20 protein-coding genes are annotated in these 22136 nt (G+C 61.9%); 14 read left to right on the forward strand and 6 right to left on the reverse strand.

Annotation, left to right across the window (positions count from 1 at the left end; translation table 11 throughout):
• The first annotated feature begins 178 nt into the window (after positions 1-178).
• The 7 genes from gap to BLR69_RS31635 all read left to right on the forward strand — a co-directional run bounded on the left by gap (position 179) and on the right by BLR69_RS31635 (position 9162).
• Entirely contained in the window at positions 179-1180 is a 1002-nt protein-coding gene (gene gap / locus BLR69_RS15480; RefSeq protein ID WP_058426789.1) for a type I glyceraldehyde-3-phosphate dehydrogenase, read from the forward strand.
• A gap of 214 nt (positions 1181-1394) precedes the next feature.
• Positions 1395-1913, forward strand: coding sequence for an RNA polymerase sigma factor (locus BLR69_RS15485; protein ID WP_016975497.1), 519 nt, complete (start codon positions 1395-1397; stop codon positions 1911-1913).
• Between the two features lie 74 nt (positions 1914-1987).
• Entirely contained in the window at positions 1988-2956 is a 969-nt protein-coding gene (locus BLR69_RS15490) for a FecR family protein (protein WP_071496499.1), read from the forward strand.
• A gap of 115 nt (positions 2957-3071) precedes the next feature.
• Complete coding sequence (locus BLR69_RS15495; protein WP_071496498.1) at positions 3072-5636, forward strand: TonB-dependent receptor; 2565 nt, start codon at positions 3072-3074, stop codon at positions 5634-5636.
• A gap of 136 nt (positions 5637-5772) precedes the next feature.
• Positions 5773-6381: a biliverdin-producing heme oxygenase gene (locus BLR69_RS15500; protein WP_071496497.1), complete on the forward strand. Its 609-nt coding sequence runs from the start codon at positions 5773-5775 to the stop codon at positions 6379-6381.
• Between the two features lie 101 nt (positions 6382-6482).
• Positions 6483-6884 (forward strand): YbaN family protein, encoded by a 402-nt coding sequence (locus tag BLR69_RS15505; RefSeq protein WP_071496496.1) that lies wholly within the window; start codon positions 6483-6485, stop codon positions 6882-6884.
• Between the two features lie 139 nt (positions 6885-7023).
• The gene (locus tag BLR69_RS31635; RefSeq protein WP_071496495.1) at positions 7024-9162 is read left to right on the forward strand and encodes a methyl-accepting chemotaxis protein; all 2139 of its coding nucleotides are present in this window, start codon (positions 7024-7026) and stop codon (positions 9160-9162) included.
• Between the two features lie 63 nt (positions 9163-9225).
• Here the strand turns inward: BLR69_RS31635 and BLR69_RS15515 are convergent, their stop codons facing one another.
• A complete protein-coding gene (locus BLR69_RS15515) occupies positions 9226-9789 on the reverse strand; it encodes an NAD(P)H nitroreductase (RefSeq protein WP_071496494.1) in 564 nt (187 codons plus the stop codon).
• A 139-nt stretch (positions 9790-9928) separates the two neighbouring features.
• On the opposite strand from BLR69_RS15515, the gene BLR69_RS15520 reads away from it, so the two are divergent.
• The 3 genes from BLR69_RS15520 to BLR69_RS15530 are packed head-to-tail and all read left to right on the forward strand — an operon-like array spanning position 9929 to position 13552.
• Entirely contained in the window at positions 9929-11356 is a 1428-nt protein-coding gene (locus BLR69_RS15520) for a di-heme oxidoreductase family protein (RefSeq protein ID WP_071496493.1), read from the forward strand.
• Between the two features lie 31 nt (positions 11357-11387).
• Entirely contained in the window at positions 11388-12452 is a 1065-nt protein-coding gene (locus BLR69_RS15525; protein WP_071496492.1) for an imelysin family protein, read from the forward strand.
• Between the two features lie 2 nt (positions 12453-12454).
• Complete coding sequence (locus tag BLR69_RS15530) at positions 12455-13552, forward strand: DUF1513 domain-containing protein (RefSeq protein WP_071496491.1); 1098 nt, start codon at positions 12455-12457, stop codon at positions 13550-13552.
• Positions 13553-13642: 90 nt separating this feature from the next.
• Here BLR69_RS15530 and BLR69_RS15535 read toward each other — a convergent pair whose 3' ends face one another.
• From BLR69_RS15535 to colR, 5 genes are all read right to left on the reverse strand, one after another.
• Positions 13643-13870 carry a hypothetical protein gene (locus BLR69_RS15535; protein ID WP_028617789.1) on the reverse strand — a complete coding sequence of 76 codons (228 nt, stop codon included), beginning with the start codon at positions 13868-13870 and terminating at the stop codon, positions 13643-13645.
• Positions 13867-14586 carry a lipopolysaccharide kinase InaA family protein gene (locus BLR69_RS15540; protein ID WP_071496490.1) on the reverse strand — a complete coding sequence of 240 codons (720 nt, stop codon included), beginning with the start codon at positions 14584-14586 and terminating at the stop codon, positions 13867-13869. Before BLR69_RS15540 ends, BLR69_RS15535 begins: the two co-directional genes overlap by 4 nt.
• A 4-nt stretch (positions 14587-14590) precedes the next feature.
• A complete protein-coding gene (locus BLR69_RS15545) occupies positions 14591-15271 on the reverse strand; it encodes a class I SAM-dependent methyltransferase (RefSeq protein WP_071496489.1) in 681 nt (226 codons plus the stop codon).
• 188 nt (positions 15272-15459) lie between these two features.
• Entirely contained in the window at positions 15460-16740 is a 1281-nt protein-coding gene (locus tag BLR69_RS15550) for a sensor histidine kinase (RefSeq protein WP_071496488.1), read from the reverse strand.
• Complete coding sequence (gene colR, locus BLR69_RS15555) at positions 16730-17413, reverse strand: two-component system response regulator ColR (RefSeq protein WP_003175870.1); 684 nt, start codon at positions 17411-17413, stop codon at positions 16730-16732. Before colR ends, BLR69_RS15550 begins: the two co-directional genes overlap by 11 nt.
• Before the next feature lie 200 nt (positions 17414-17613).
• Here colR and BLR69_RS15560 point away from each other — a divergent pair, with 200 nt between their 5' ends.
• The 4 genes from BLR69_RS15560 (at position 17614) to BLR69_RS30770 (ending at position 22094) form a co-directional block, all read left to right on the forward strand.
• Complete coding sequence (locus tag BLR69_RS15560; RefSeq protein ID WP_071496487.1) at positions 17614-19563, forward strand: LTA synthase family protein; 1950 nt, start codon at positions 17614-17616, stop codon at positions 19561-19563.
• Between the two features lie 77 nt (positions 19564-19640).
• On the forward strand, positions 19641-20339 hold the full coding sequence (locus BLR69_RS15565; RefSeq protein WP_071496486.1) for a response regulator transcription factor: 699 nt from the start codon (positions 19641-19643) through the stop codon (positions 20337-20339).
• Positions 20329-21627, forward strand: a complete 1299-nt coding sequence (locus BLR69_RS15570) for a sensor histidine kinase (RefSeq protein WP_071496485.1) — start codon at positions 20329-20331, stop codon at positions 21625-21627. Before BLR69_RS15565 ends, BLR69_RS15570 begins: the two co-directional genes overlap by 11 nt.
• Positions 21628-21746: 119 nt before the next feature.
• Positions 21747-22094 (forward strand): hypothetical protein, encoded by a 348-nt coding sequence (locus BLR69_RS30770; protein ID WP_083401712.1) that lies wholly within the window; start codon positions 21747-21749, stop codon positions 22092-22094.
• The last annotated feature ends 42 nt before the right edge of the window (positions 22095-22136 follow it).

Here is a 22136-nt window from a genome sequence, read left to right on the forward strand (position 1 = left end):
TGCTGATCAAACGCCCGCAGCGCATGGGATGGCAGGGAGTCGTTTGGATCATCGGACCAGTTGATTCAGGTCACTCGTTGTAGATTGAACAAAATATTGCCACTAAAAAGGCTTGTTTTCTATTTTTATGCGAATAATCTTGTAATTCTTACAACAAATCGACGACAGGCACTTTCCAATGACTCTTCGTATCGCAATCAATGGTTTTGGCCGTATCGGCCGTAATGTCCTGCGCGCACTGTATACCCAAGGCTACCGCCAGGATTTGCAGATCGTCGCCATCAATGATCTGGGCGACAGTTCGATCAATGCCCACCTGCTCAAATACGACACCGTACATGGCACTTTCGAAGCAGAGGTCGCCCACGATCAGGAAAGCCTGACCGTCAATGGTGACCGGATTGCCGTCAGTGCCATCCGCAACCCGGCCGACCTGCCCTGGGCCGCGCACAAGATCGACGTGGTGTTCGAATGCACCGGCCTGTTCACCGACCGTGACAAGGCTGCCGCCCATATTACCGCCGGCGCACGCAAGGTGATCATCTCGGCACCGGCCAAGGGCGCGGACGCCACCGTGGTCTACGGCGTCAACCATGACATTCTGCGTCAGTCCCACCAGATCATCTCCAACGCCTCGTGCACCACCAACTGCCTGGCGCCTGTGGCTCAAGTGCTGCACCGCGAGCTGGGTATCGAAAGCGGCCTGATGACCACCATCCACGCCTACACCAATGACCAGAACCTGACCGACGTCTACCACACCGACCCGTACCGCGCGCGTTCGGCCACCCAGAACATGATCCCGAGCAAGACCGGCGCCGCCGAAGCGGTAGGCCTGGTGCTGCCGGAGCTGGCGGGCAAGCTGACCGGCATGGCGGTACGGGTGCCGGTGATCAACGTGTCGCTGGTGGACCTCACCGTACAACTGAAGAAAGAAGCCACGGCGCAAGAAGTCAACGCGCTGCTCAAAGAAGCCAGCCAGCACTCGAAGATCCTCGGCTACAACACCCTGCCGCTGGTTTCCAGTGACTTCAACCATAACCCGCTGTCGTCGATCTTCGATGCCAATCACACCAAGGTCAGCGGTAAATTGCTGAAAGTGCTTGCCTGGTACGACAACGAGTGGGGCTTCTCCAACCGTATGCTGGATAACTGCCTGGCGCTGTGCAACGCCGAGTAATGTGAGCTGCGCGGGACCTTGTGAAGGGGCTTGTGTGGGAGGGGGCTTGCCCCCGATAGCGGTGGCACATTCAACATCTTTGATGACTGACACACTGCCATCGGGGGCAAGCCCCCTCTCACATTGGTTTGTGTCGCGCATAAGGAAAATAGCTGCTTGCCATTTGGGTTGATGATAAGCATTATCATTAACTGCAAATCGGTCTGGTAGCACTGTGAGCCAATCTCGCTTCAACCACGTCTTTCTCACCCAACGGGTGATTCTGCTTCGCACCTTGCAGCGGATGGTGAATAACCACAGCACCGCCGAGGACCTGTTGCAGGAAACCTACCTGCGCGTCACCCGGGCCCTCAGCGAGCGGCCGATCGATCACCTTGAACCCTTCGTCTATCAGACCGCGCGCAACCTGGCGCTGGATCATCTGCGTGCGCGCAGGATCCAGGCCCGTACGCTGCAGGAAGATGTCCCGCTGGATGTCCTGCAAAGTGTCGCCGCCCCCATCAGCACGCCCGAAGATGCCACCCAGGCCGAGCAAATGCTCGAGGCCTTGAGCGTCAGTCTGGGCCAGTTGAGCGCCCGCCAGCAGCAGATCTTCATCCTCAGCCGCCTGCACGGTTGCAGTTACCAGGAGATTGCCGATCAGCTGGAAGTGTCCTTGAGCACCGTGCAAAAGGAACTGAAGTTGATCATGGCCATCTGTGTAGGTGTGGCCGAACGGCTGGATCGGCCTTAAGCTTCACCCGACAGAAACGTCGACCCAAGCTGTAGGAAAGTTGAATAGAACGTGGCGAAGACCCGAGGAACACCGTGACGGACCCGAACAAACTGCGCCCCCATGAGTTGGCTCATGAGGTGTTGCAAGACACGGCTATGGACCAAGCCCTCGACTGGCTGATCGCCTTGCAGTGCCCGCAACCCGGGCAGCAGGCCGAATTCGAAGCCTGGCTGGCCAGCGATCCCGCCCACGTCCACGCCTTCGCCAAGGCCCAGGCTGCCTGGGGTGGCGCGCCAGTGCACAGCGCCGCCGTGGCCCTGGCAGCACCGCGTAAGCCCAGCGCCTGGCGGCGGATCAAGCCCCATTGGAAACCGTTGGCCACCGCCGCCGTGTTGCTGATCGGCCTGTTCAGCTTCAGCAACCTGCCGGTGCGCCTGCAAGCCGATCACCTCACCGTGGTGGGTGAACGCCAGCGCCTGCAACTGGAAGATGGTTCGAAGGTGTTGCTCAACACCAACTCGGCGTTTTCCAGCAGCATCAGGGACCACCAGCGCATCGCCCGCCTGTATCAGGGCGAGGCGTTTTTCGAAATCAAGCCCACCCATGGCCTGCCCCTGGAAATCGACGCCGGCCCCGTTCGTGCCAGCGTGCGCGATACAGCCTTCGCCGTGCGCTACCTCAATGGCGAAGCACAGGTGCAGGTGCAGCGTGGCGATGTCGACCTGAGCAATACCTTCGACGATGCCCGCGTGCGCCTGAGCGCCGGTGAAAGCATCCGTATCGGCCCCAAGGGTTTCGGCGCGCCCGCCAAACTGGACGCCAACAAGGATCTGGCGTGGGTACAAGGTCGGCTGATCTTCGAAAACTGCCCGATGAGCGAAGTCCTGGCCGAACTGCGCCGCTATTACCCCGGCTGGATCGTCAACACCAACGACCAACTCGCCAGCGTCGCCGTCACCGGCAATTACCGCCTCGACCAGCCGCTGGACGTGGTGCGCTCCCTGGCCCACATCACCTCGGCCAGGCTGTCGGAATACCCGGCGCTGGTGATCCTGAACTAAATGAGAATTATTTTTACTCGATAGCCGACGGTGGTACGTCTCGTCTTAGCCAATGCAACTGATTCCTATTTGATTCAGTTCGCAACTATAAGATTCGTACCCCGGAGCGCTCTCGATGTCCTCTTGTTTCAACCGCCGGTCCTCTTCGCCCGTCCTGTCCTTGCTGACGGCCGCCATCCTGCTGGCCGGTGCGCCAATGATGACCGCCACCGCCGCCGAACCTGCCCCACGCAGCCACGGCAACTACAACTTCAGCATCGAGCAGCAATCGCTGGTCTCCGCGCTCAACGCCTTTACCGCCGTGACCGGCTGGCAAGTCGGCCTGCCGGCGGAACTGGCCCAGGGTGTGTCGTCCCCTGGCGTACGTGGCCCGTTGCCGCCGGAAAAAGCCTTGGACCGGCTGTTGGTGGGGACCAACCTGAGCTACCGCAAGCTGGGCAGCAACAACATCGTCCTCGAAAAGCGCACGGCGGGCAGCACCCTCAACCTGCAACAGGTGACCATCAGCGCCACCCGCAACGAGCAGGATGTAAACAGCGTACCGAGCACCGTCAGCGTGCAGGATCGCGAAGAACTGGACCGCCAGAACGTCAACAACATCCGCGAACTGGTGCGCTACGAGCCTGGCGTCTCGGTCGGCGGCGCGGGCACCCGCTCCGGTAACGCCGGCTTCAACATCCGCGGTATCGACGGCGACCGCATCCTCACCCAGGTGGACGGTGTGGAAGTCCCCGACAACTTCTTCAACGGCCCCTACGCCAAGACCCGCCGCAACTACGTCGACCCTGAGATCGTCAAGCGCGTAGAGATCCTGCGTGGCCCGGCCTCCGCCCTGTACGGCAGCAGCGCCATCGGCGGCGCCGTGAGTTATTTCACCCTCGACCCGGACGACATCATCAAGCCCGGCCAGGATTTCGGCGCCCGCCTCAAGACCGGCTACAGCTCCGCCGACGAAAGCTGGCTGACCTCCGGCACCGTCGCCGGCCGCGTGCAAGACTTCGATGGCTTGCTGCACCTGAGCCAGCGCAATGGCCACGAGACCGAATCCTACGACGGCAACAACGCCACCGGCCTGGCCCGCACCGGAGCCAACCCGGAGGACGCGCGCACCACCAACATCCTGGCCAAACTCGGCTGGAACTATGGCGATGACAACCGCCTGGGCCTGACCTATGAGAAGTACAAGGACGATCGCGACGTCAACCTGAAGAACGCGGTAGGCGGCCCGTTCATCGGCGGCCGAGGCTTCAACCTCTACCGTGATCGTCGTGGCAACGACACCATTACCCGTGAACGTTTCGGCCTGGAAAACAGCTTCGCCCTCGAGTCACCGATTGCCGACCGCATCAAGACCAGCCTCAACTACCAGATCGCCAAGACCGACCAGACCACCGCCGAGATCTATCAGTCAGGCCGTCGTGTCTTGCGCACCCGCGACACGCTCTACCAGGAAAAACAGTGGCTCTTCGACGCCCAGTTGGACAAAGCGTTCAGCCTCGGTGAAACCGACCACCAAGTGACTTACGGCACCACCCTCAAGCAGCAGAAAGTCACCGGTTCGCGCGAGGGCAGCGCGACCTGCGTGGCCGTGGGCAGTGGTTGCACCGCCATCGGCGCGCCCAGCCCGATTGCCAGCGACAGTGTGAAGAAGTCCAGCGACTTCCCCGATCCGACCATCAACACCTATTCGCTGTTCGCACAGGACCAGATCACCTGGGACAAGTGGACCTTCCTGCCCGCCGTGCGCTACGACTACACCCAGCTCAAACCCAAGCTGACCCAGGCCTTCCTCAACACCGTCAACCCGACAGGCGCGGACCCGGTGAGCGACAAGGAAAAAACCTGGCACCGTGTGACGCCCAAGTTTGGCCTGACTTACGCCCTGACGGACCAATACACCTGGTTCGGCCAATACGCCGAAGGTTTCCGTACGCCGTCCGCCAAGGCCTTGTACGGCCGCTTTGAAAACCTGAACCTTGGCTACACCGTCGAACCGAACCCCGACCTCAAGCCAGAAACCAGCAAAGGCGTCGAAACCGGGATTCGCGGCAAGTTCGACGAAGGATCATTCGAGATCGCCGTGTTCTACAACAAATACCGCGACTTTATCGACGAAGACAATGCCGTTGCCGGCGGCAGCCTTGAACAGTTCCAGGCCATCAATATCAAGCGCGCCACCATCAAGGGCGCCGAAGCCAAGGGCCGCCTGAATCTGGATGCCTTTGGCGCTCCGCAGGGCCTCTACACCCAGGGCTCGGTGTCCTACGCCTACGGCCGCAACGACGATAACGGCGAGCCGTTGAACAGCGTCAACCCGCTCAAGGGCGTCTTCGGCCTGGGCTATGACCAGGACAACTACGGTGGCCTGTTGAGCTGGACCCTGGTGAAAAAGCAGGATCGCGTCGACAGCACCACCTTCCACGCGCCGGACGGCGACACCAGCGGCCCCTTCAAGACCCCTGGCTTCGGTGTGGTCGACCTGACCGCCTTCTACAAAGTCACCCACGACGTGACCATTAACGGCGGCCTCTACAACCTCACCGACAAGAAGTACTGGAACTGGGATGACGTGCGCAGCTACGACAGTGTCGGCGAAGCCGCTGTGACCGGCCCGGCCAACCTCGACCGCCTGACCCAGCCCGGCCGCAACTTTGCGATCAACGTGATCTGGGACATCTGATGACACCCGCCTCACCTCGACGTATTTGTTCAGCGCCGGGGTGAGGATTTTTTACTGTGCCGCGTCTTCTTGTTCGTCTAGTTGATAACAGCTCTCTTTCGGGCACTAAGGCGCATCCCTTCTCAAGGACTTTTTCATGACCGCTTCCCCTACCCCAGAACGCGCAAGCCTGCGCTCCCAGCGCCTGAACCAGATCACCAACGAGCCGCACACCAAGCTCGACGCACTGGTCAAGGCCCACGCCCCGTTTGAAACCCAGGCCAACTTTGCCCGTTTCGTGGTGGCGCAGTACCTGTTCCAATCGGAACTGGTGGCCCTGTACAACGATGCCGAACTGATCAAGATCGTGCCAGACCTGGCCGCACGGTGCCGTGCCGAAGCCGCCAAACTGGACCTGGGCGACCTGGACACCGACGTACCTGCACCGGTCGCCGGCGCCGTGAAAAACCCGAGCAAGGCCGAAGCCCTGGGTTGGCTGTTCGTGTCCGAAGGCTCCAAGCTGGGCGCTGCGTTCCTGATCAAGCGTGCCGTGGGCCTGGGCCTGAGCGAAACCTTCGGTGCCCGTCACCTGGGTGAGCCGGCAGGTGGTCGCGCCGAAGGCTGGAAAAGCTTCACCCGCACCCTCGACGCCCTGGAATTCAGCGCCGAAGAAGAAGCCGCCGTGGAAAAAGGCGCAATCGACGCGTTTGTACGCTTCACCGTCTTGCTCGAACAGGCGTACGCTAGCGCCCCTGAATTGGCCTGACATCCAGATTGAAATGCCATCAACTGTGGGAGGGGCGGTGCGACGATTCGACTTGCCCCCTCCCACAGTTGGCGCTCACTTCGCGACGTTACAAATAAACCATGACCCGCAAAACCCCTTCCACCTCGAAAATCGCCCGGATCCTCTTCGGCCTGCTGGCCTATGTCAGCCTGGGCATTGGGTTGATCGCGATTGTGGTTCCGGGTTTGCCCACCACTGAATTCATCCTGCTGGCCGCCTGGGCCGCCACCAAAAGCTCGCCACGCCTCAGCGCCTGGCTGGAGAACCACCGGCTGTTCGGGCCGATCCTGCTCAACTGGCGCAACGGCAAGATCATTGCGCGCCGGGCTAAAGTCAGTGCCACTGTGAGCATGCTGTTGTGCGCCGCCCTGATGCTGGTGATGCTCGACCACGGCTGGCCGATCTACCTGGCCATTGCCGGAATGAGCCTGGGCAACCTGTGGATCTGGTCTCGCCCGGAACGTCTTGCAGCACCCGTCTGACGCTGCATGTAGGGTTTTTCCTACCACTCATCGCCTCCCTCTCATGAAATGGTTTGTTACGCCGATGTTGCAGACATAGCGCTGAATGGACTTGGCCTGCACTGCGTGCCTTCCAACAAGTCCATTCGCGAGTGAGCCTATGTTCAACACCCTCTCCATCCGCTTGAAAATCGTGCTGTTGTCCGGCCTTTGCCTGCTGGGGGTGATTGCGTTGGTCGTCGGCATCAACCTCTACAACACCGCCCAGAATGATCAACTGGTCAGCGATTCAAGCTCGCGCATGCTCACCGCCAGTGTCGAACAACTGCTGCAAGCCAAGGCCGCCGAGCAAGCGGTGCAATTGCAAAAAACCTTCGGCGACAGCCTGGTGGCCGTGACCGCCCTGGCCGACCAGATCAAGGACTTGCGCAACCTGGCCGCCCAACGCGGGCTGGAGCCCGGCGCGCTGCGCGAAGCGCTCAACCAAAGCCTGAAAACCGCGTTCGAGCGCAACAACAAGGTGCTGGGTATCTGGCTGTCATTCGAACCCAACGGCCTGGATGGCAAGGACAGTGAGTTCATCGACGACAAGGCACGCGTGTCCAATGAAAAAGGCCGCTTCTCCAGCTATTGGAGCCGTGCGGGAGGCGAAGGCTTGAACACCATCATGGTCGAAGACGACCTGACCAAGACCAGCCTCAACCTCAGCGGCACCCCTTACAACATCTGGTACACCTGTCCACGGGACACCCGCAGCACCTGCCTGTTGGACCCGTACGAAGACACCGTGGCCGGCAAGCCCGTACTGATGACCACCATTTCGCTGCCGCTGATCGTGGACGGCAAGGTCATCGGCGTGGTCGGCGTCGACATCGCCCTGAACGCGTTGCAGGCCGCCACCGATGCCGCGCAGAAAGACCTGTTCAACGGCGCCGCACACCTGGAAATTCTGTCCAGCACCGGCCTGATTGCGGCCTACAGCGGCGAACCCGCCAAAGTCGGCAAGAACCTGGTCGACACCCTCGGCGCCGAGGGCAAGGAAATCGTGCAATTGCTGGCCAGTGACAACCGCATGATCCGCGAGCAGGACGGCACCATGCGCGCCGTGTACCCGGTCAAACCGATTGCCGACGCCAAAGCCTGGGGCGTGGTGATCAAGCTGCCAAAAGCGGTAATGCTCGCTGATAACGTCAAGTTGCAGGGAGTACTCGACAACGCCCAGGCAGCCGGCACCCTCAAGGCCCTGCTGGTAGCCGCCGCCGCTGGCCTGCTGGGTTTGCTGCTGATCTGGCTGACCGCCACCGGCGTGACCCGGCCGATCAACAGCGTGGCCGTCATGCTCAAGGACATCGCCAGCGGTGACGGCGACCTTACCCAACGCCTGGCGTACGCCAAGAAGGATGAACTGGGCGAACTGGTGAACTGGTTCAACCGGTTCCTCGACAAGCTGCAACCGACCATCGCCCAGATCAAGCAAAGCATCACCGAAGCCCGCGGCACCGCAGACCAGTCTTCAGCCATCGCACGCCAGACCAGCGAAGGCATGCAGGTGCAGTTCCGCGAAATCGACCAGGTGGCCACCGCCTCCAACGAAATGAGCGCCACCGCCCACGACGTCGCCAACAGCGCGTCGAATGCCGCCAGCGCGGCACGCGGTGCCGACCAGTCGGCGCGGGAAGGCATGTCGATCATCGAGCAGAGCACCCGCGACATCACCACCCTGGCCGAAGAAGTCAGCAAGGCCGTGGGCGAAGTCGAAGCCCTGGCGGTCAACAGCGAGCAGATTGGCTCAGTGCTGGAGGTGATCCGCAGCATTGCCGAGCAGACCAACCTGCTGGCCCTCAACGCCGCCATCGAAGCGGCACGCGCCGGGGAAAGCGGCCGAGGGTTTGCGGTGGTGGCCGACGAAGTGCGCAACCTGGCCAAGCGCACCCAGGATTCAGTGGAGGAAATCCGCCTGGTGATCGAACGCATCCAGAGCGGCACCCGTGGCGTGGTGGCGACCATGCATTCCAGCCAGAGCCAGGCCCAGAACAATGCCGGGCAGATCCATCAGGCGGTGCAGGCCTTGGGCAAGATCAGCGATGCGGTCACCGTGATCAGCGACATGAACCTGCAGATCGCCAGCGCCGCCGAACAGCAGAGCGCCGTGGCCGAAGAGGTCAACCGCAACGTCTCGGCGATCCGTACCGTGACCGAAACCCTCACCGGCCAGGCCACCGAGTCGGCGGCCATCAGCAGCCAACTCAATGCACTGGCCAGCCAGCAGATGAAGTTGATGGATCAGTTCAGGGTTTAAGAAACACCACAAAACTAAAGTGGGAGGGGGCAAGCCCCCTCCCACAGTTTGATCACTTTGGATTTAGAGACCGGTCCAGGCACTGACAAACTGCGTCAGGTCTTCTTTAGCAGCAGTACGCGGCGGGTTCTGCGGCGTGCCCAGGTACAGGAAGCCAATCACCTCCTCATCCGCCGTCAGCCCCAGGCCTTTGGCCACATGGGCCGAATAGGACAACTCACCGGTGCGCCACACCGCACCAATCCCCTGAGCATAAGCTGCCAACAGAATGCCATGAGCCGCACAGGCAGCAGCCAGCAGTTGCTCGGACTTCGGCACCTTGAAGTGCTCCTGCAAACGAGCAATCACCACCACCACCAACGGCGCGCGCAACGGACCGTTCTGGGCCTTGTCGATCACCGCTTGCGGCGCATCGGCGTCTTGCAGCCGGGCTGCTTCGGCCAACAAGGTGCCCATCTGCTCGCGGGCAGTGCCTTCAACCGTCAGGAAACGCCAAGGGCGCAGTTGGCCGTGGTCGGGCGCACGCATGGCGGCGGCAAACAGCACATCGCGCTGCTCCTGGGTCGGTGCCGGCTCCAGCAGGCGCGGCACGGAAACACGGTTGAGCAAAGCGTCGAGAGCCTGCATGGGCCACCTCCAGAAAAAATGTGCGGTCATTCTAGCGGGAATGAATCGGGTTGCCACCAAACGATAATTGCTCTTATTCATTGCGCCCTGCCCTGTTAGACTTTGCGACCTTATTTTTCGTCGTCGCCCAGGAAATTCGATGTTCCGTTCGTTACTTCGCCTGTCAGCAGCGTTGATGGCCCTGAGCCTGGCCGCCTGCGATGACGCGCCCAGGTTTACCAAGGCCGAGCCGGGTGAATCACGGGCGGGCGGCGCAGCAACGGTGAACAAGCGCGACCAGAACGCGTTTTCCCTGCCGTCGGCCAACCTGTCGCCTACCCGGCGCCTGGACTTCAGCGTCGGCAACAGCTTCTTTCGCAGCCCCTGGGTGATAGCACCGTCCACCACCACCGCGCGTGATGGCCTGGGCCCGCTGTTCAACACCAATGCCTGCCAGAACTGCCATATAAAAGACGGCCGTGGTCACCCGCCGCTGCCCGATGCGCCCAACGCGGTGTCGATGCTGGTACGCCTGTCGATTCCGGATGCACCCGCCTATGCCAAGGCCATCGAGCAGATTGGCGTGGTGCCCGAGCCGGTCTACGGTGGGCAATTGCAGGACATGGCGGTGCCGGGCGTGCCACCGGAAGGCAAGGTGCGGGTCGACTACACGCCGGTCAACGTCACCTTCAAGGACGGCACGGTGGTCGAGTTGCGCAAGCCCGACCTGCAGATCACCCAGCTTGGCTACGGCCCGATGCACCCCGACACGCGCTTTTCTGCGCGCATCGCCCCGCCAATGATTGGCCTGGGCCTGCTCGAAGCCATCAGCGACGCCGATATCCTGCGCAACACCGACCCGAAGACCGCCGACAAGGAAGCTATCGTCGGTCGCGCCAATTGGGTCTGGGACGACGCCCAGCAAAACACCGTGCTCGGGCGTTTTGGCTGGAAAGCCGGGCAACCGAATCTCAATCAACAAAATGTTCACGCGTTCTCTGGTGATATGGGCCTCACTACGTCCCTGAGACCCTTTGATGACTGCACCGATGCCCAAGTCGCCTGCCAACAGGCCCCCAACGGTAATGGCCCCGATGGCGAGCCGGAAGTCAGCGACAACATCCTGCGCCTGGTGCTGTTCTACACCCGCAACCTGGCCGTACCGGCGCGTCGTGGCGTCAACACGCCGCAGGTGCTGGCCGGTAAAAACCTGTTCTATCAAGCCGGTTGCCAAGGCTGTCACAAGCCCACGTTCACCACGGCCGCCACTGCTGCCGAACCTGAACTGGCCAACCAGGTGATCCGCCCCTACAGCGACCTGCTGTTGCACGACATGGGAGCGGGCCTTGCCGACAACCGCAGCGAATTCAAGGCCGGTGGCCGCGACTGGCGCACGCCGCCGTTGTGGGGCATCGGCCTGACACAAACCGTGAGTGGCCACACCCAGTTCTTGCATGACGGCCGCGCCCGCAACCTGCTCGAAGCCGTGCTATGGCACGGCGGTGAAGCACAAGCGGCGCAGCAGCATGTGTTGTCCTTCAATGCCGAGCAACGCGCTGCGTTGCTGGCCTTCCTGAATTCTTTATAAGCTTCGCCCCACTGACAGAAGGGAGCTCGACATGTTCCGTCCCAAGTTGTTGTTCACCAGCCTGGCCGCCCTCGCCCTCGGCGCCTGCTCGCCGCAAGACCCGCAAGCAGTGACCTCGGCGGCCATCGCCAAGCAAGTGATCCTGCCGACCTACAGCCGTTGGGTCGAAGCCGACCGGCAACTGGCCGTCAGCGCGCTGGCCTACTGCCAGGGCAAAGAAAGCCTGGACACCGCGCGTGCCGACTTCCTGCATGCACAGAAGGCCTGGGCCGAGCTGCAACCGCTGCTGATCGGGCCGCTGGCCGAGGGCAACCGTTCGTGGCAGGTGCAGTTCTGGCCGGACAAGAAGAACCTGGTCGGCCGCCAGGTCGAGCAACTGGTCGCCAGCCAACCGCAGATCGACGGCGCCGCCCTGGCCAAGTCCAGCGTGGTGGTGCAGGGCCTGTCCGCCTACGAATACATCCTCTACGACGCCAAGACCGATATCGCCGACGACGCGCAAAAGGCCCGTTACTGCCCGCTGCTGGTCGCCATCGGCGACCGTCAGAAAGCCCTGGCCGAGGAGATCCTGGCCAGCTGGAACAGCACCGACGGCATGCTGGCGCAGATGACCAAGTTCCCCAACCAGCGCTACGCCGACTCCCACGAAGCCATTGCCGATCTGCTGCGCGTGCAGGTCACCGCACTGGACACCCTGAAGAAAAAACTCGGCACGCCGATGGGCCGCCAGACCAAGGGCATCCCGCAGCCGTTCCAGGCCGACGCATGGCGCAGCCAGTCGTCCCTGCAAAGCCTCGAAGCCAGCCTGGCGGCGGCCCAGACCGTGTGGGTCGGCGTCGACAACAAAGGCCTGCGTGGCCTGCTGCCGTCCGAGCAGAAGCCATTGGCCGACAAGATCGACAACGCCTACGCCGCGTCCCTGAAACTGTTCGCCAGCAACCAGCGCACCCTCAATGAACTGCTGGCCGATGACGCCGGGCGCCAACAGCTCAACGACCTCTACGACAGCCTCAACGTCGTCCACCGCCTGCACGAAGGCGAACTGGCCAAGGCGCTGGGCATCCAACTGGGCTTTAACGCCAACGACGGTGACTGATAATGCTCAGGCGACAGGCTCTGGCCGTTGGTAGCGTGCTGCTCAGTGCACTCACACTGGGCGGCTGGACGCTGTTCAAAAGCAAAGACAAGCGCCCGCTGCTGCTCTCGGCGCGGGATGATGCAGACGGCAAGCACTACGCCGTGGGCTATCGCCTGGACGGCAAGCCGGTGTTTGCCACGCAGGTCGGCCAGCGCTGCCACGACATCATCAACCACCCGACGCTGCCGATTGCGCTGTTTGTCGCCCGTCGCCCGGGCACCGAGAGTTACCTGATCGACCTGCGCGATGGCGCGCTGCTGCAAACCATCACCTCCCAGCTCAACCGCCACTTCTATGGCCACGCGGTCATCCACAAGAGCGGCGACTGGCTGTACGCCACCGAGAACGACACGTCCGACCCCGGCCGTGGCCTGCTCGGTGTGTACCGGTTCGAAGGCGAGCGGCTGGTGCACAGCGGCGAGATCTCCACCCACGGCATCGGCCCGCACCAAGTGTCGTGGATGCCCGACGGCGAAACCCTGGTGGTGGCCAACGGCGGCATTCGCACCGAAGCCGAAAGCCGCGTGGAGATGAACCTCAACGCCATGGAGCCGAGCCTGGTGCTGATGCACCGCGATGGCACGCTGATCAGCAAGGAAACCCTCGGCCAGCAAATGAACAGCGTGCGCCACATGGGGATCGCCAGCGATGGCACCATCCTCACCGGGCAGCAGTTCATGGGACCGTCCCAGGAGCGCTCCGAGTTGCTGGCGATCAAGCGTCCGGGGCAGCCGTTCGTGGCGTTTCCGGTGGCTGACGAGCAGTTGCAGGCGATGGGGCACTACACCGCCAGCGTGGCGGTACACAGCGAATTGCGCCTGGTGGCGTTGACCGCCCCACGGGGCAATCGCTTCTTTATCTGGGACATGGACAGCGGCGAACTGCGCCTGGACGGGCCGCTGCCCGACTGCGCCGGCGTGGGCGCGGTCAAGGATGGGTTTGTCGTGACGTCGGGCCAGGGCCGTTGCCGGTTCTACGATTGTCGTCAGAAACAGCTGATTGCAAAGCCGCTGGAATTGCCGGCAGGGCTCTGGGATAACCATCTGCATCTGATCTGAGTGCAAGTCTTTTCTCACCCGACATGAGCCGGATGCCACCCAAAAAAAGGCCTCGCAACGCGAGGCCTTTTCATTTTGGTTTTAAACTCATCAACTCTGTGGCCTCATCCCTTGAGACATTCCAAACATGAACAGCAACAACTCATGATCAGGCTTGGCCGCCGTGCTCGCTTTGGCAACGCGCGGCAATAGGCATTGCGCGCCACCCTGCGTTGCACTGAGTACCTGTGTGCGAGGCTGTTCCCACGCCGCCAGCGCCAAGGCTGCAACGCCCAACGCCCCGACCAGGAACAGACCTCGTGCTATTTCTAGCTTCATCTGGTTAAACCCTTGATAGCGCTGCCAAACGCCGTCTCGTAAAAGTAGCTGAGTTTCTTCCAGTCGGTATCGTTCCACGACGAATGGCGGCGCAATTGCAGCATGTCATGGGAGGCGGCCCGATAAGCGGTCAGGCGCTGGCGGCATTTCTCGAAATCCAGCAGCGCCACCTCGACGTTGGCCGAGTCACCCTCGCCCGTCACCCGCACGAAGATGTGCTTGATGTAGAGGCAGCCATGCTGCCATCGGCCCTTGTGCATGCGCGCCAGGGTACCGGCCAGTTCCTTGAGTACACGCTCATGCACCACTTCGCCGTATTGCTCGCGGCCACCGGCGGCATACCAGTTCTCGATTTCGTCGAAACCGTCGAGGGCCGCGGTGACCAACAGCGCTTTCCATTGGTGCTCGGGGTCACGGCGCGCTTCGCAAAACACCATTTCCGGCACACGCACGTCCAACAGGCGCAGGCCCTTGATCGCATCGCGCTCGCGCAGCACCGTCGGACGGCCAAACGGATGCAGCCAACTGCGGTAGATGTGCCCGGTCTGGCGTTTGCTGTAGAGCAAGCGGCCGTTGGGGCTGATCACACGCTGCACACCGCTTTCACCACCACGCCGACGGTTGGGCTCTTCGACCCACTCGCCTTGCTGGCGCCAGAAATAATCAAATCGTTCCTCGGGCGCTACATGACTGCCTGCTACGCACTCAACTGCCATCCTGTTACCTCTTGCGCAATACATACACTCGCCACATGGCGTAGAGCGGTATGAAGTCCAGGGATTCCTGAACACGAAAACCGGCTTCCTCAAATTCTGCTTCAACAGTAGCAGCCGGTAACACAAACCTGTTTTGGTAACCTTCCTGCTCACCTTTTACACGACGTTGCTGTTCAAGACGCTTACGTTTCCAGGCCTTGAAATTGCCGTCTACCCATAACGAGATAATCACGCTGTCACGGGTAACGCGTTGAAACTCCCGCAATATGGCCATGCGATGCGCCGGGTCACCAATGTGGTGCAACAGGCGCATACAGAAAATGCTGTCGACCGCGTTATCTTGCAGATCAATATCAAAGGCAGATGTCTGCAAGGGCCGTACCCGTTTCACCACATCGGTGGGCTGGGCGGCCATCGCCACCTTCAACATGGACGCCGAATTGTCGGCACCGATGATCACGCGGTTGGGTTTTTCCGCCAGCAAGGGCCAGAAACGCCCAGCGCCGCACGGCAAGTCCAGCACCAGGCCAGGCTCACCCGCCATCGCCAGCGCACCACGGGCCAATTGCTCGTCGCGTTTGTGGGACAACCGGCGCGCCAGATTGTCCTGATGCTTGAGCAAATATTCGTGAGCGTGCTCTTCGTCGTACTTTTCAGAAAATTCGAGCTTGATCGGATCTGACATCAACGGATCTCCAGTAGCTGATGCCTACAACCTTAAGCAGCGCACTGTGATCAACAGGTCAACCCGTTGTGAAAAACTTGTCCTGTCCAATCCCATACATTTCAAGACTTTACAGACACAAGCGATAGCATGGGGCCATCTTCGCCGAATTAGCGGGATCTCTGGCAGGATAGCGGCAGGGGGTGGAGTCAGGCGTTGACCTGACTCAATTGCACATGAAAGCGGCAGCCGTTGGGCTCCATGGTGCTGAGGCTGACGCTCCAGCCTTGGTTCTCGCAGATACGCTGGACCAGTGACAGCCCCAGCCCCAGGCCCTCACCGCGCTTCTCGCTGCCGCGTACGAACGGCTCGAACATTGCCTCGCGCTTCTCCTCGGGGATACCGACACCGCTGTCCTCCACGATAAATCCGCTCGGCTCCAGGGTGAGTCGGATAAAACCCTGCTCGGTGTAGTGCAGGGCGTTGCGCAGCAGGTTGCCCATCACTGCATGCAGGAAGGTGGTGTTATAGCGTGTATCCAGGGGGTTGCCGGGTTGGTAGATCAGCTCCAGGCCTTTGTGCTCGATAGGCTCGCGCCAGATGCCGAGCAGATCATCGGCCACCTGCGTCAGGCTGACCTGGGGCGACATTGCCGCGTCGTTGTGCTGGGCGCGGGCCAGCATCAGGAAGGTTTGCACCAGTTCACGCATTTCTTCGCAGGCCCGGGCAATGCGCAAGACCTGGTTGCGCCCGCGCTGATCGATGGCGGGGTTTTCCAGCAGCAACTCACAGGAGCTGGCCAGCACCATCAAAGGCGTGCGCAGTTCATGGCTCACGTCACTGGTGAAGAGCTGTTCACGGGACAGCGCCTGGCGCAGCCGTCCCAGCGTGGCGTCGAATGCCACCGCCAGCTCACCCACTTCATCCGCCGCGTAATCCGGCGCCAGGGGCGGGGCCAGCCCGAGCAATTGGTCGCGGTGACGCACCTGACGGGCCAGACGCACCACCGGCGCCATCACCTTGCGGGCCAGCACCCAACCCAGGAAGACCGCCAGCGCCAGGCTGAGCACAAAGCCCACCAGCACCACGGCGAACAACACGCGCTCGCGTTCTTCGAAATCACTTTGATCCTGCAATAGCACGTAGCGCCGCCCATCGACCACTTCGACCATGGCGTGGTACGACAGCGCCTCGCGGAATACTTCATGGAAACCGGGCTCAAGGTGACGCAGGTCCTTGGGCAACTCGAAGTCGCCGGGGCCGCCGCTGAAATAAAACAGCTGGTCTGGCTCGGGCCGGTGCCGCCAGTCCTCGACGGTGTCCATCAGCAACAGGCGTTGCAAGTCGCCGCCCAAGCCCGCCGAGATCAACTTCTCTTCCACCAGGTGCACCGTCGCGACGATGCCCATGGCGAAGGCCCCCGCCACCAACGCACTCATCAAGGCAAAGGCGATGATGATCCGTTGCGCAAGGCTTTGCTTAAACTCCATCACGACCCTCAGCCAGGCGATAACCCACACCGTGCACCGTTTGCAGCAACGGCTTGGCGAACGGCTTATCGATCACTTGGCGCAATTGGTGAACGTGGCTGCGCAGGCTGTCGCTGTCGGGGCAATCGTCGCCCCACAGGGCTTCTTCGAGAATTTCGCGGCGCAGCACGTGCGGGCTCTTCTGCATCAGCACCGCCAGCAGCTTCAGGCCGACCGGGTTGAGCTTGAGCAGGCGCCCTTCGCGGGTGACTTCCAGGGTATCGAGGTCGTAGCTCAGGTCACCCACCTGCAGGGCGCGGCGACCGCCGCCCTGGGCACGGCGCAGCACGGCTTCGATGCGGGCGGCCAGTTCCGACAGGGCAAAGGGCTTGAGCAGGTAGTCATCGGCGCCGGACTTGAAGCCCTGCAGCCGGTCATCCAGCTGGTCGCGGGCGGTGAGCATGATCACCGGCGTGTCGCGGCGGGCATCTTCACGCAGGCGTTTGCATAGGGTGTAGCCATCGATGCCGGGCAGCATGATGTCGAGCACGATCAGGTCGTAATGCTCGGTGGCGGCCAGGTGCAGGCCCGACAAACCGTCCTGCGCACAGTCCACGGTGTAGCCCTTGAGCCCCAGGTAATCGGCCAGGTTGGCCAGAATATCGCGGTTGTCTTCAACCAATAGAATTCGCATGGGCAGTGTCTCCGTACGCGGTAACGGCCGTGTTGGCTCGCGCAGCTTAAGGCCAAGTGTGGCTCAGGGATAGACCCGCAAGGGCCGTCGATAAAGGTTTTCAACCGATATTTTAGTTGAACGAGATTTTCACTATAGCTTCACAAACTGACTACAGTGTCAGGGCGAAGATCGCGCCCATCGATATAAGGAAGTTGGACATGGGGTTTCTCAAAACAGCGCCTATGCGCTATTTGCTGTTGGTCACCGGTGCCTGGCTGGTTGTGTTCCTGCTCACGCGCAGCGTGTTGCTCATTACTCACCTGGATGAAGTCGGTGGCAACCTGCTGCCGGTGTTTGGCGTGGGCCTGCTGTACGACCTCGGCTTTCTGGCCTACGCGGCACTGCCACTGGGGCTGTATCTGCTGCTATGCCCACCCGCCCTCTGGCGCCGTCGCGGTCACCGCTGGTTCCTGCAGGCGGTATTGACCGTCAGCCTGTTCGCCATGCTGTTCACCTCGGTCGCCGAATGGTTGTTCTGGGATGAATTCGGTGTGCGCTTCAACTTTATCGCCGTCGATTACCTGGTGTACTCCGATGAGGTGTTGAACAACCTGCTGGAGTCCTACCCGATCGGCAAGTTGCTCAGCCTGTTGGCAATGCTCGCGGTCGTATTGAGCCTGGCCCTGCGCAAACCGTTCAACGCCGCGATGAATGCACCGCTGCCGGCAATGCGTGGCCGTCTGGTCAATGCCCTGGGCCTGTTGGTCGTTGCCGGCCTCAGCCTGCAACTGATCAGTCAGGACAGCCCGCGCGCCCAAGGCGGCAACGCCTACAAGAACGAGTTGGCGAGCAATGGCCCGTATCAGTTTTTCGCCGCGTTCCGTAACAATGAACTGGACTACACCCAGTTCTATAAAAGCCTGCCCGCGGACGTCGTCGCCACACAGTTGCGCGCCGAACTGAGTGAGCCCAATGCTCGCTTCATCGACAAGGATCCCTTGGACATCCGCCGCGCCATCGACAACCCCGGCACGCCGCGCACACCCAATATCGTGCTGGTGACCATCGAAAGCTTCAGCGCCAAATACATGGGCAGCAACGGCGACGAGCGCAACCTCACGCCCAACCTGGATGCGCTGCGCAAGCAGAGCCTGTACTTCAATAACTTCTATGCCACCGGCACCCGCACGGATCGAGGCCTGGAGGCCATTACCCTGGCCATCCCACCGACACCGGGGCGTTCGATCGTCAAGCGCATCGGGCGCGAAAGTGGCTTCGCCAGCCTGGGCCAGCAGCTCACCGCCATCGGCTACGACAGTGTGTTCGTCTACGGCGGACGCGGCTACTTCGACAACATGAATGCCTTCTTCAGCGGCAACGGCTATCGGGTCGTCGACCAGAGCAGCGTGCCCGAATCGGAGATCTCATTCAAAAACGCCTGGGGCATGGCCGACGAAGACCTCTACAAACAAACCCTGAAGCTGGCCGATGCCGACTACGCCAAGCAGCAGCCGTTCCTGCTGCAACTGATGACCACCTCCAACCATCGCCCCTACACTTACCCGGATGGGCGCATCGATATCAAATCCGGTAACGGCCGCGACGGCGCGGTGAAGTACACCGACCACGCCATCGGCGAATTCCTGGAGGCGGCACGCCAGAAGCCGTGGTTCGACAACACGATCTTCGTGTTCGTCGCCGACCACACGGCCGGCAGCGCAGGCAAGGAAGACCTGCCCATCAGCAACTACCAGATTCCGCTGTTCATCTATGCCCCCAAGTTGGTCGACGCCCGGGAAACCGCGCAACTGGCCAGCCAGATCGACCTGGCGCCCACCTTGCTCGGCCTGCTCAACCTGAGCTACGAATCGACCTTCTTCGGCCGTAACCTGTTGCAAGACAATCCGCTACCACCGCGTGTGGTGGTCGGCAACTACCAGCACCTGGGGTTGTTTGACGGCAAAGACCTGGCGATCCTCAGCCCACGCCAGGGCCTGCGTCGCCACGATCAAGCCCTGGGCGAGAGCCAGGAGCTGCGGGTGGGCAGTGATGACCCGCTGATCCTGCGCGCCATCACCTACTACCAGGCCGCCAGCTATGGCTTCAAACAGCAGTTGCTGGGCTGGAAAGCGCCGAAGGTCGCAGAACCTGCGATCAGCGCCCGCTGATCGCCACGCGTGGCCCTTGCCTCCTGCGGGGCAAGGGCGTAACACTTGCGCCCATTCTCCGGCGACGACGCCCTTTCATGTCCGACACCCTGCTGCTGATCGAAGATGACCGCCCACTGGCCGCCCTGACGGCGGAATTCCTGCGCGCCGAAGGTTTCAGCGTGGCGGTGGAACACCGTGGCGACCGGGCCGCCCAGCGCATTCTCGACGAAAAACCGGCGTTGTTGATCCTGGACGTGATGCTGCCCGGCATCGACGGTTTTACCCTGTGCCGACAGATCCGCGAGGAGTACCCCGGCCTGATCCTGATGATGACGGCGCTGGACGAAAACGCCGAGCAACTGACGGGGTTCAACGTGGGTGCGGACGACTACGTGGTCAAGCCGGTCGACCCGCTGTTGTTGCTGGCGCGTATCCGCTCGCTGCTGCGTCGCCATCCCCAGGCGCCCCGTGCGTATTACCAGTGGGGCACATTCCGGTTGGACCTCAACAGCCATTTCGCCTGGCTCGACGAGGTGCCCTTGCAGTTCTCGGTGGCCGAGTTCGAGTTGCTTGCGATCTTTGCCCGCCACTGCGGGGTGTTGCTGACCCGCGAAAAACTCCTGCAAAGCCTGCGCGGCCTGGAGTACGACGGGCTCAATCGCTCGGTGGACATGCGCGTGTCGCGCCTGCGCAAAAAACTGATGAGCCTGGGCTGCCCGGTGACGATCCAGACCATCACGGCCCAGGGCTACCTGTTTGTCGAAACACCGCAAGAGGCCCGGCATGTTCTCTAGAGTGCGACCCTGGATGGCGATTCTCGCAGGCACCGGCTGGGGCGCGTTGACCCTGTATTTGCTGTGGCTGTGCGCCAATGCCTCGGTATTTGTCGGCGAGTACAGCTTTTTGCGCCTGATGGCCGGGCCTGGCTATCTGGTGGCGGAGCAGCTCAAGGCCTTGCCGGCTGACCAGCGTGAAGCCCGTATGGAGGTACTGCGCGCGCGCTTCCAGTACCCGATCCGCCTCGTCACCCTGGGTGAGGTCGAACTGCCGCCCGAAGCGCTGATCATGCTGCAACACCAGCAACCGGCGCAGAGCAGCGACGAAGACATCACCTATTTCCCGCTCGACGACAAAACGCTGATCCAATTCGGCCCGATGTGGGGAACCGCCGAGGTCAAGGACCTGCTGCAATTCCCGGTGTATGGGATCACCGCATGCGTGGCCGCCCTGCCGCTGGTGCTGTGGATGTGGTTCGGTCTGCGTGCACGCCGCCAGCGTAGCGCCGACCTGCAAGCGCTCGATGCCTGCCTGGGCACCCTGGCTCGCACGCCCAACGCGATGCTGCCGGCCATGGGCAAGGAATGGGCGCCCGTGCTGCAGACCTTGCAGCAACACGCCCAAGACATCAACGCCATGAGCGAACGCCACCGGGAAGTTTCCCAGGCCGTCTCCCATGAGTTGCGCACACCGTTGGCCCGCATGCGCTTCGCCTTGACCCTGCTGAGCAAAAGCGACGATCCCGCTACCCGCACGCGCTTGCAGGAACGCCTGCAAACCGATGTGGAAGAACTTGAAGCCCTGGTGCGCGCCAGCCTGGCCTTTGCCCGGATGGCCGGCGCGCCCGCCGACCTGCAGCATGAGCCAATCCCTATCCGTGACTGGTTGCATCAGGAGTTTGCCTTGCTCGACGGGCATCAGCGCCGGCTGAACGTGGACACCGAGCCAGCGGACCTGCAACTGATCGGCGACCGCGCCTTGTTGCATCTGATCGTGCGCAACCTGTTGAGCAACGCCATCACCTACGCCCGCGACCAAGTGAGCGTCAGTGCTGCCCGCCAGGATGACCAGCACCTGGTGCTGCATGTGGACGACGACGGCCCCGGCATACTGGCCGAAAACCGCGAAAAGATATTCGAGCCGTTTGTACGACTGGCCATGGGCGGCGATGAGCCCGGCGGCTTCGGCCTTGGGCTGGCACTGGCCAGGCGCGCCAGCCAATGGCATCGCGGTGAGCTGTCGGTGGCGCGCAGCCCGTTGGGCGGGGCACGCCTGACGCTGATCCTGCCACTGCGCCCGCAGTAACCTTCGTGTTACAGCCTGTGACAGTGGACCGCTGGCATTCTCCGTAATCTCGCCACCTGATCCAGGGTTGCCCCTGAGCCCTGGGCCCCGTCCTCTGGACCCGGTTGGAGAGCCCGTTCATGCGTCCCCCCAAACAGCATTTACCCACGTTGATGCTATCGCTGTGTATCGTCGCCTGCTCACTGCTGGCCAGCCAAGCGGCTGCCGTGAGCCGCGCAGCGCCTGACTTTCCTGGTTCGATCAAGTCGCCCGGCTACGACGCCCACACCCTTAAACTGCTGGGCGAGGTGACCATGTCCAGCCGCTGGCGGCGGCCCATACCCAGGCCACGCACTAAAGCCGCGACTCTGTCTGCCCAAGGCCCGCTCGGCCACACGTCTGCACCGTGGTCCGCTGCACGTGTGCCCTCGGCGCTCGCCAGAGGGATGACCTTCAAGAAGTTGTTGCGACGAGGCGGCATGGGCTGAACGCTCGATCGGGCATAAAAAAACCCCGCCTGCATCACTGCA

Origin of the sequence: Pseudomonas azotoformans, assembly GCF_900103345.1 — a bacterium.
Classification (GTDB): Bacteria; Pseudomonadota; Gammaproteobacteria; order Pseudomonadales; family Pseudomonadaceae; genus Aquipseudomonas; species Aquipseudomonas azotoformans.

What these genes read in the sequence shown, in the direction of transcription:
- colR (WP_003175870.1), bottom strand. Translation starts at nt 17,413, where the DNA reads ATGCGAATTCTATTGGTTGAAGACAACCGCGATATTCTGGCCAACCTG.
- BLR69_RS15535 (WP_028617789.1), bottom strand. Translation starts at nt 13,870, where the DNA reads ATGAAGCTAGAAATAGCACGAGGTCTGTTCCTGGTCGGGGCGTTGGGC.
- BLR69_RS15550 (WP_071496488.1), bottom strand. Translation starts at nt 16,740, where the DNA reads ATGGAGTTTAAGCAAAGCCTTGCGCAACGGATCATCATCGCCTTTGCC.
- BLR69_RS15525 (WP_071496492.1), top strand. Translation starts at nt 11,388, where the DNA reads ATGTTCCGTCCCAAGTTGTTGTTCACCAGCCTGGCCGCCCTCGCCCTC.
- BLR69_RS15565 (WP_071496486.1), top strand. Translation starts at nt 19,641, where the DNA reads ATGTCCGACACCCTGCTGCTGATCGAAGATGACCGCCCACTGGCCGCC.
- BLR69_RS15495 (WP_071496498.1), top strand. Translation starts at nt 3,072, where the DNA reads ATGTCCTCTTGTTTCAACCGCCGGTCCTCTTCGCCCGTCCTGTCCTTG.
- BLR69_RS15530 (WP_071496491.1), top strand. Translation starts at nt 12,455, where the DNA reads ATGCTCAGGCGACAGGCTCTGGCCGTTGGTAGCGTGCTGCTCAGTGCA.
- BLR69_RS30770 (WP_083401712.1), top strand. Translation starts at nt 21,747, where the DNA reads ATGCGTCCCCCCAAACAGCATTTACCCACGTTGATGCTATCGCTGTGT.
- BLR69_RS15540 (WP_071496490.1), bottom strand. Translation starts at nt 14,586, where the DNA reads ATGGCAGTTGAGTGCGTAGCAGGCAGTCATGTAGCGCCCGAGGAACGA.
- gap (WP_058426789.1), top strand. Translation starts at nt 179, where the DNA reads ATGACTCTTCGTATCGCAATCAATGGTTTTGGCCGTATCGGCCGTAAT.
- BLR69_RS15500 (WP_071496497.1), top strand. Translation starts at nt 5,773, where the DNA reads ATGACCGCTTCCCCTACCCCAGAACGCGCAAGCCTGCGCTCCCAGCGC.
- BLR69_RS15505 (WP_071496496.1), top strand. Translation starts at nt 6,483, where the DNA reads ATGACCCGCAAAACCCCTTCCACCTCGAAAATCGCCCGGATCCTCTTC.
- BLR69_RS31635 (WP_071496495.1), top strand. Translation starts at nt 7,024, where the DNA reads ATGTTCAACACCCTCTCCATCCGCTTGAAAATCGTGCTGTTGTCCGGC.
- BLR69_RS15515 (WP_071496494.1), bottom strand. Translation starts at nt 9,789, where the DNA reads ATGCAGGCTCTCGACGCTTTGCTCAACCGTGTTTCCGTGCCGCGCCTG.
- BLR69_RS15520 (WP_071496493.1), top strand. Translation starts at nt 9,929, where the DNA reads ATGTTCCGTTCGTTACTTCGCCTGTCAGCAGCGTTGATGGCCCTGAGC.
- BLR69_RS15545 (WP_071496489.1), bottom strand. Translation starts at nt 15,271, where the DNA reads ATGTCAGATCCGATCAAGCTCGAATTTTCTGAAAAGTACGACGAAGAG.
- BLR69_RS15570 (WP_071496485.1), top strand. Translation starts at nt 20,329, where the DNA reads ATGTTCTCTAGAGTGCGACCCTGGATGGCGATTCTCGCAGGCACCGGC.
- BLR69_RS15560 (WP_071496487.1), top strand. Translation starts at nt 17,614, where the DNA reads ATGGGGTTTCTCAAAACAGCGCCTATGCGCTATTTGCTGTTGGTCACC.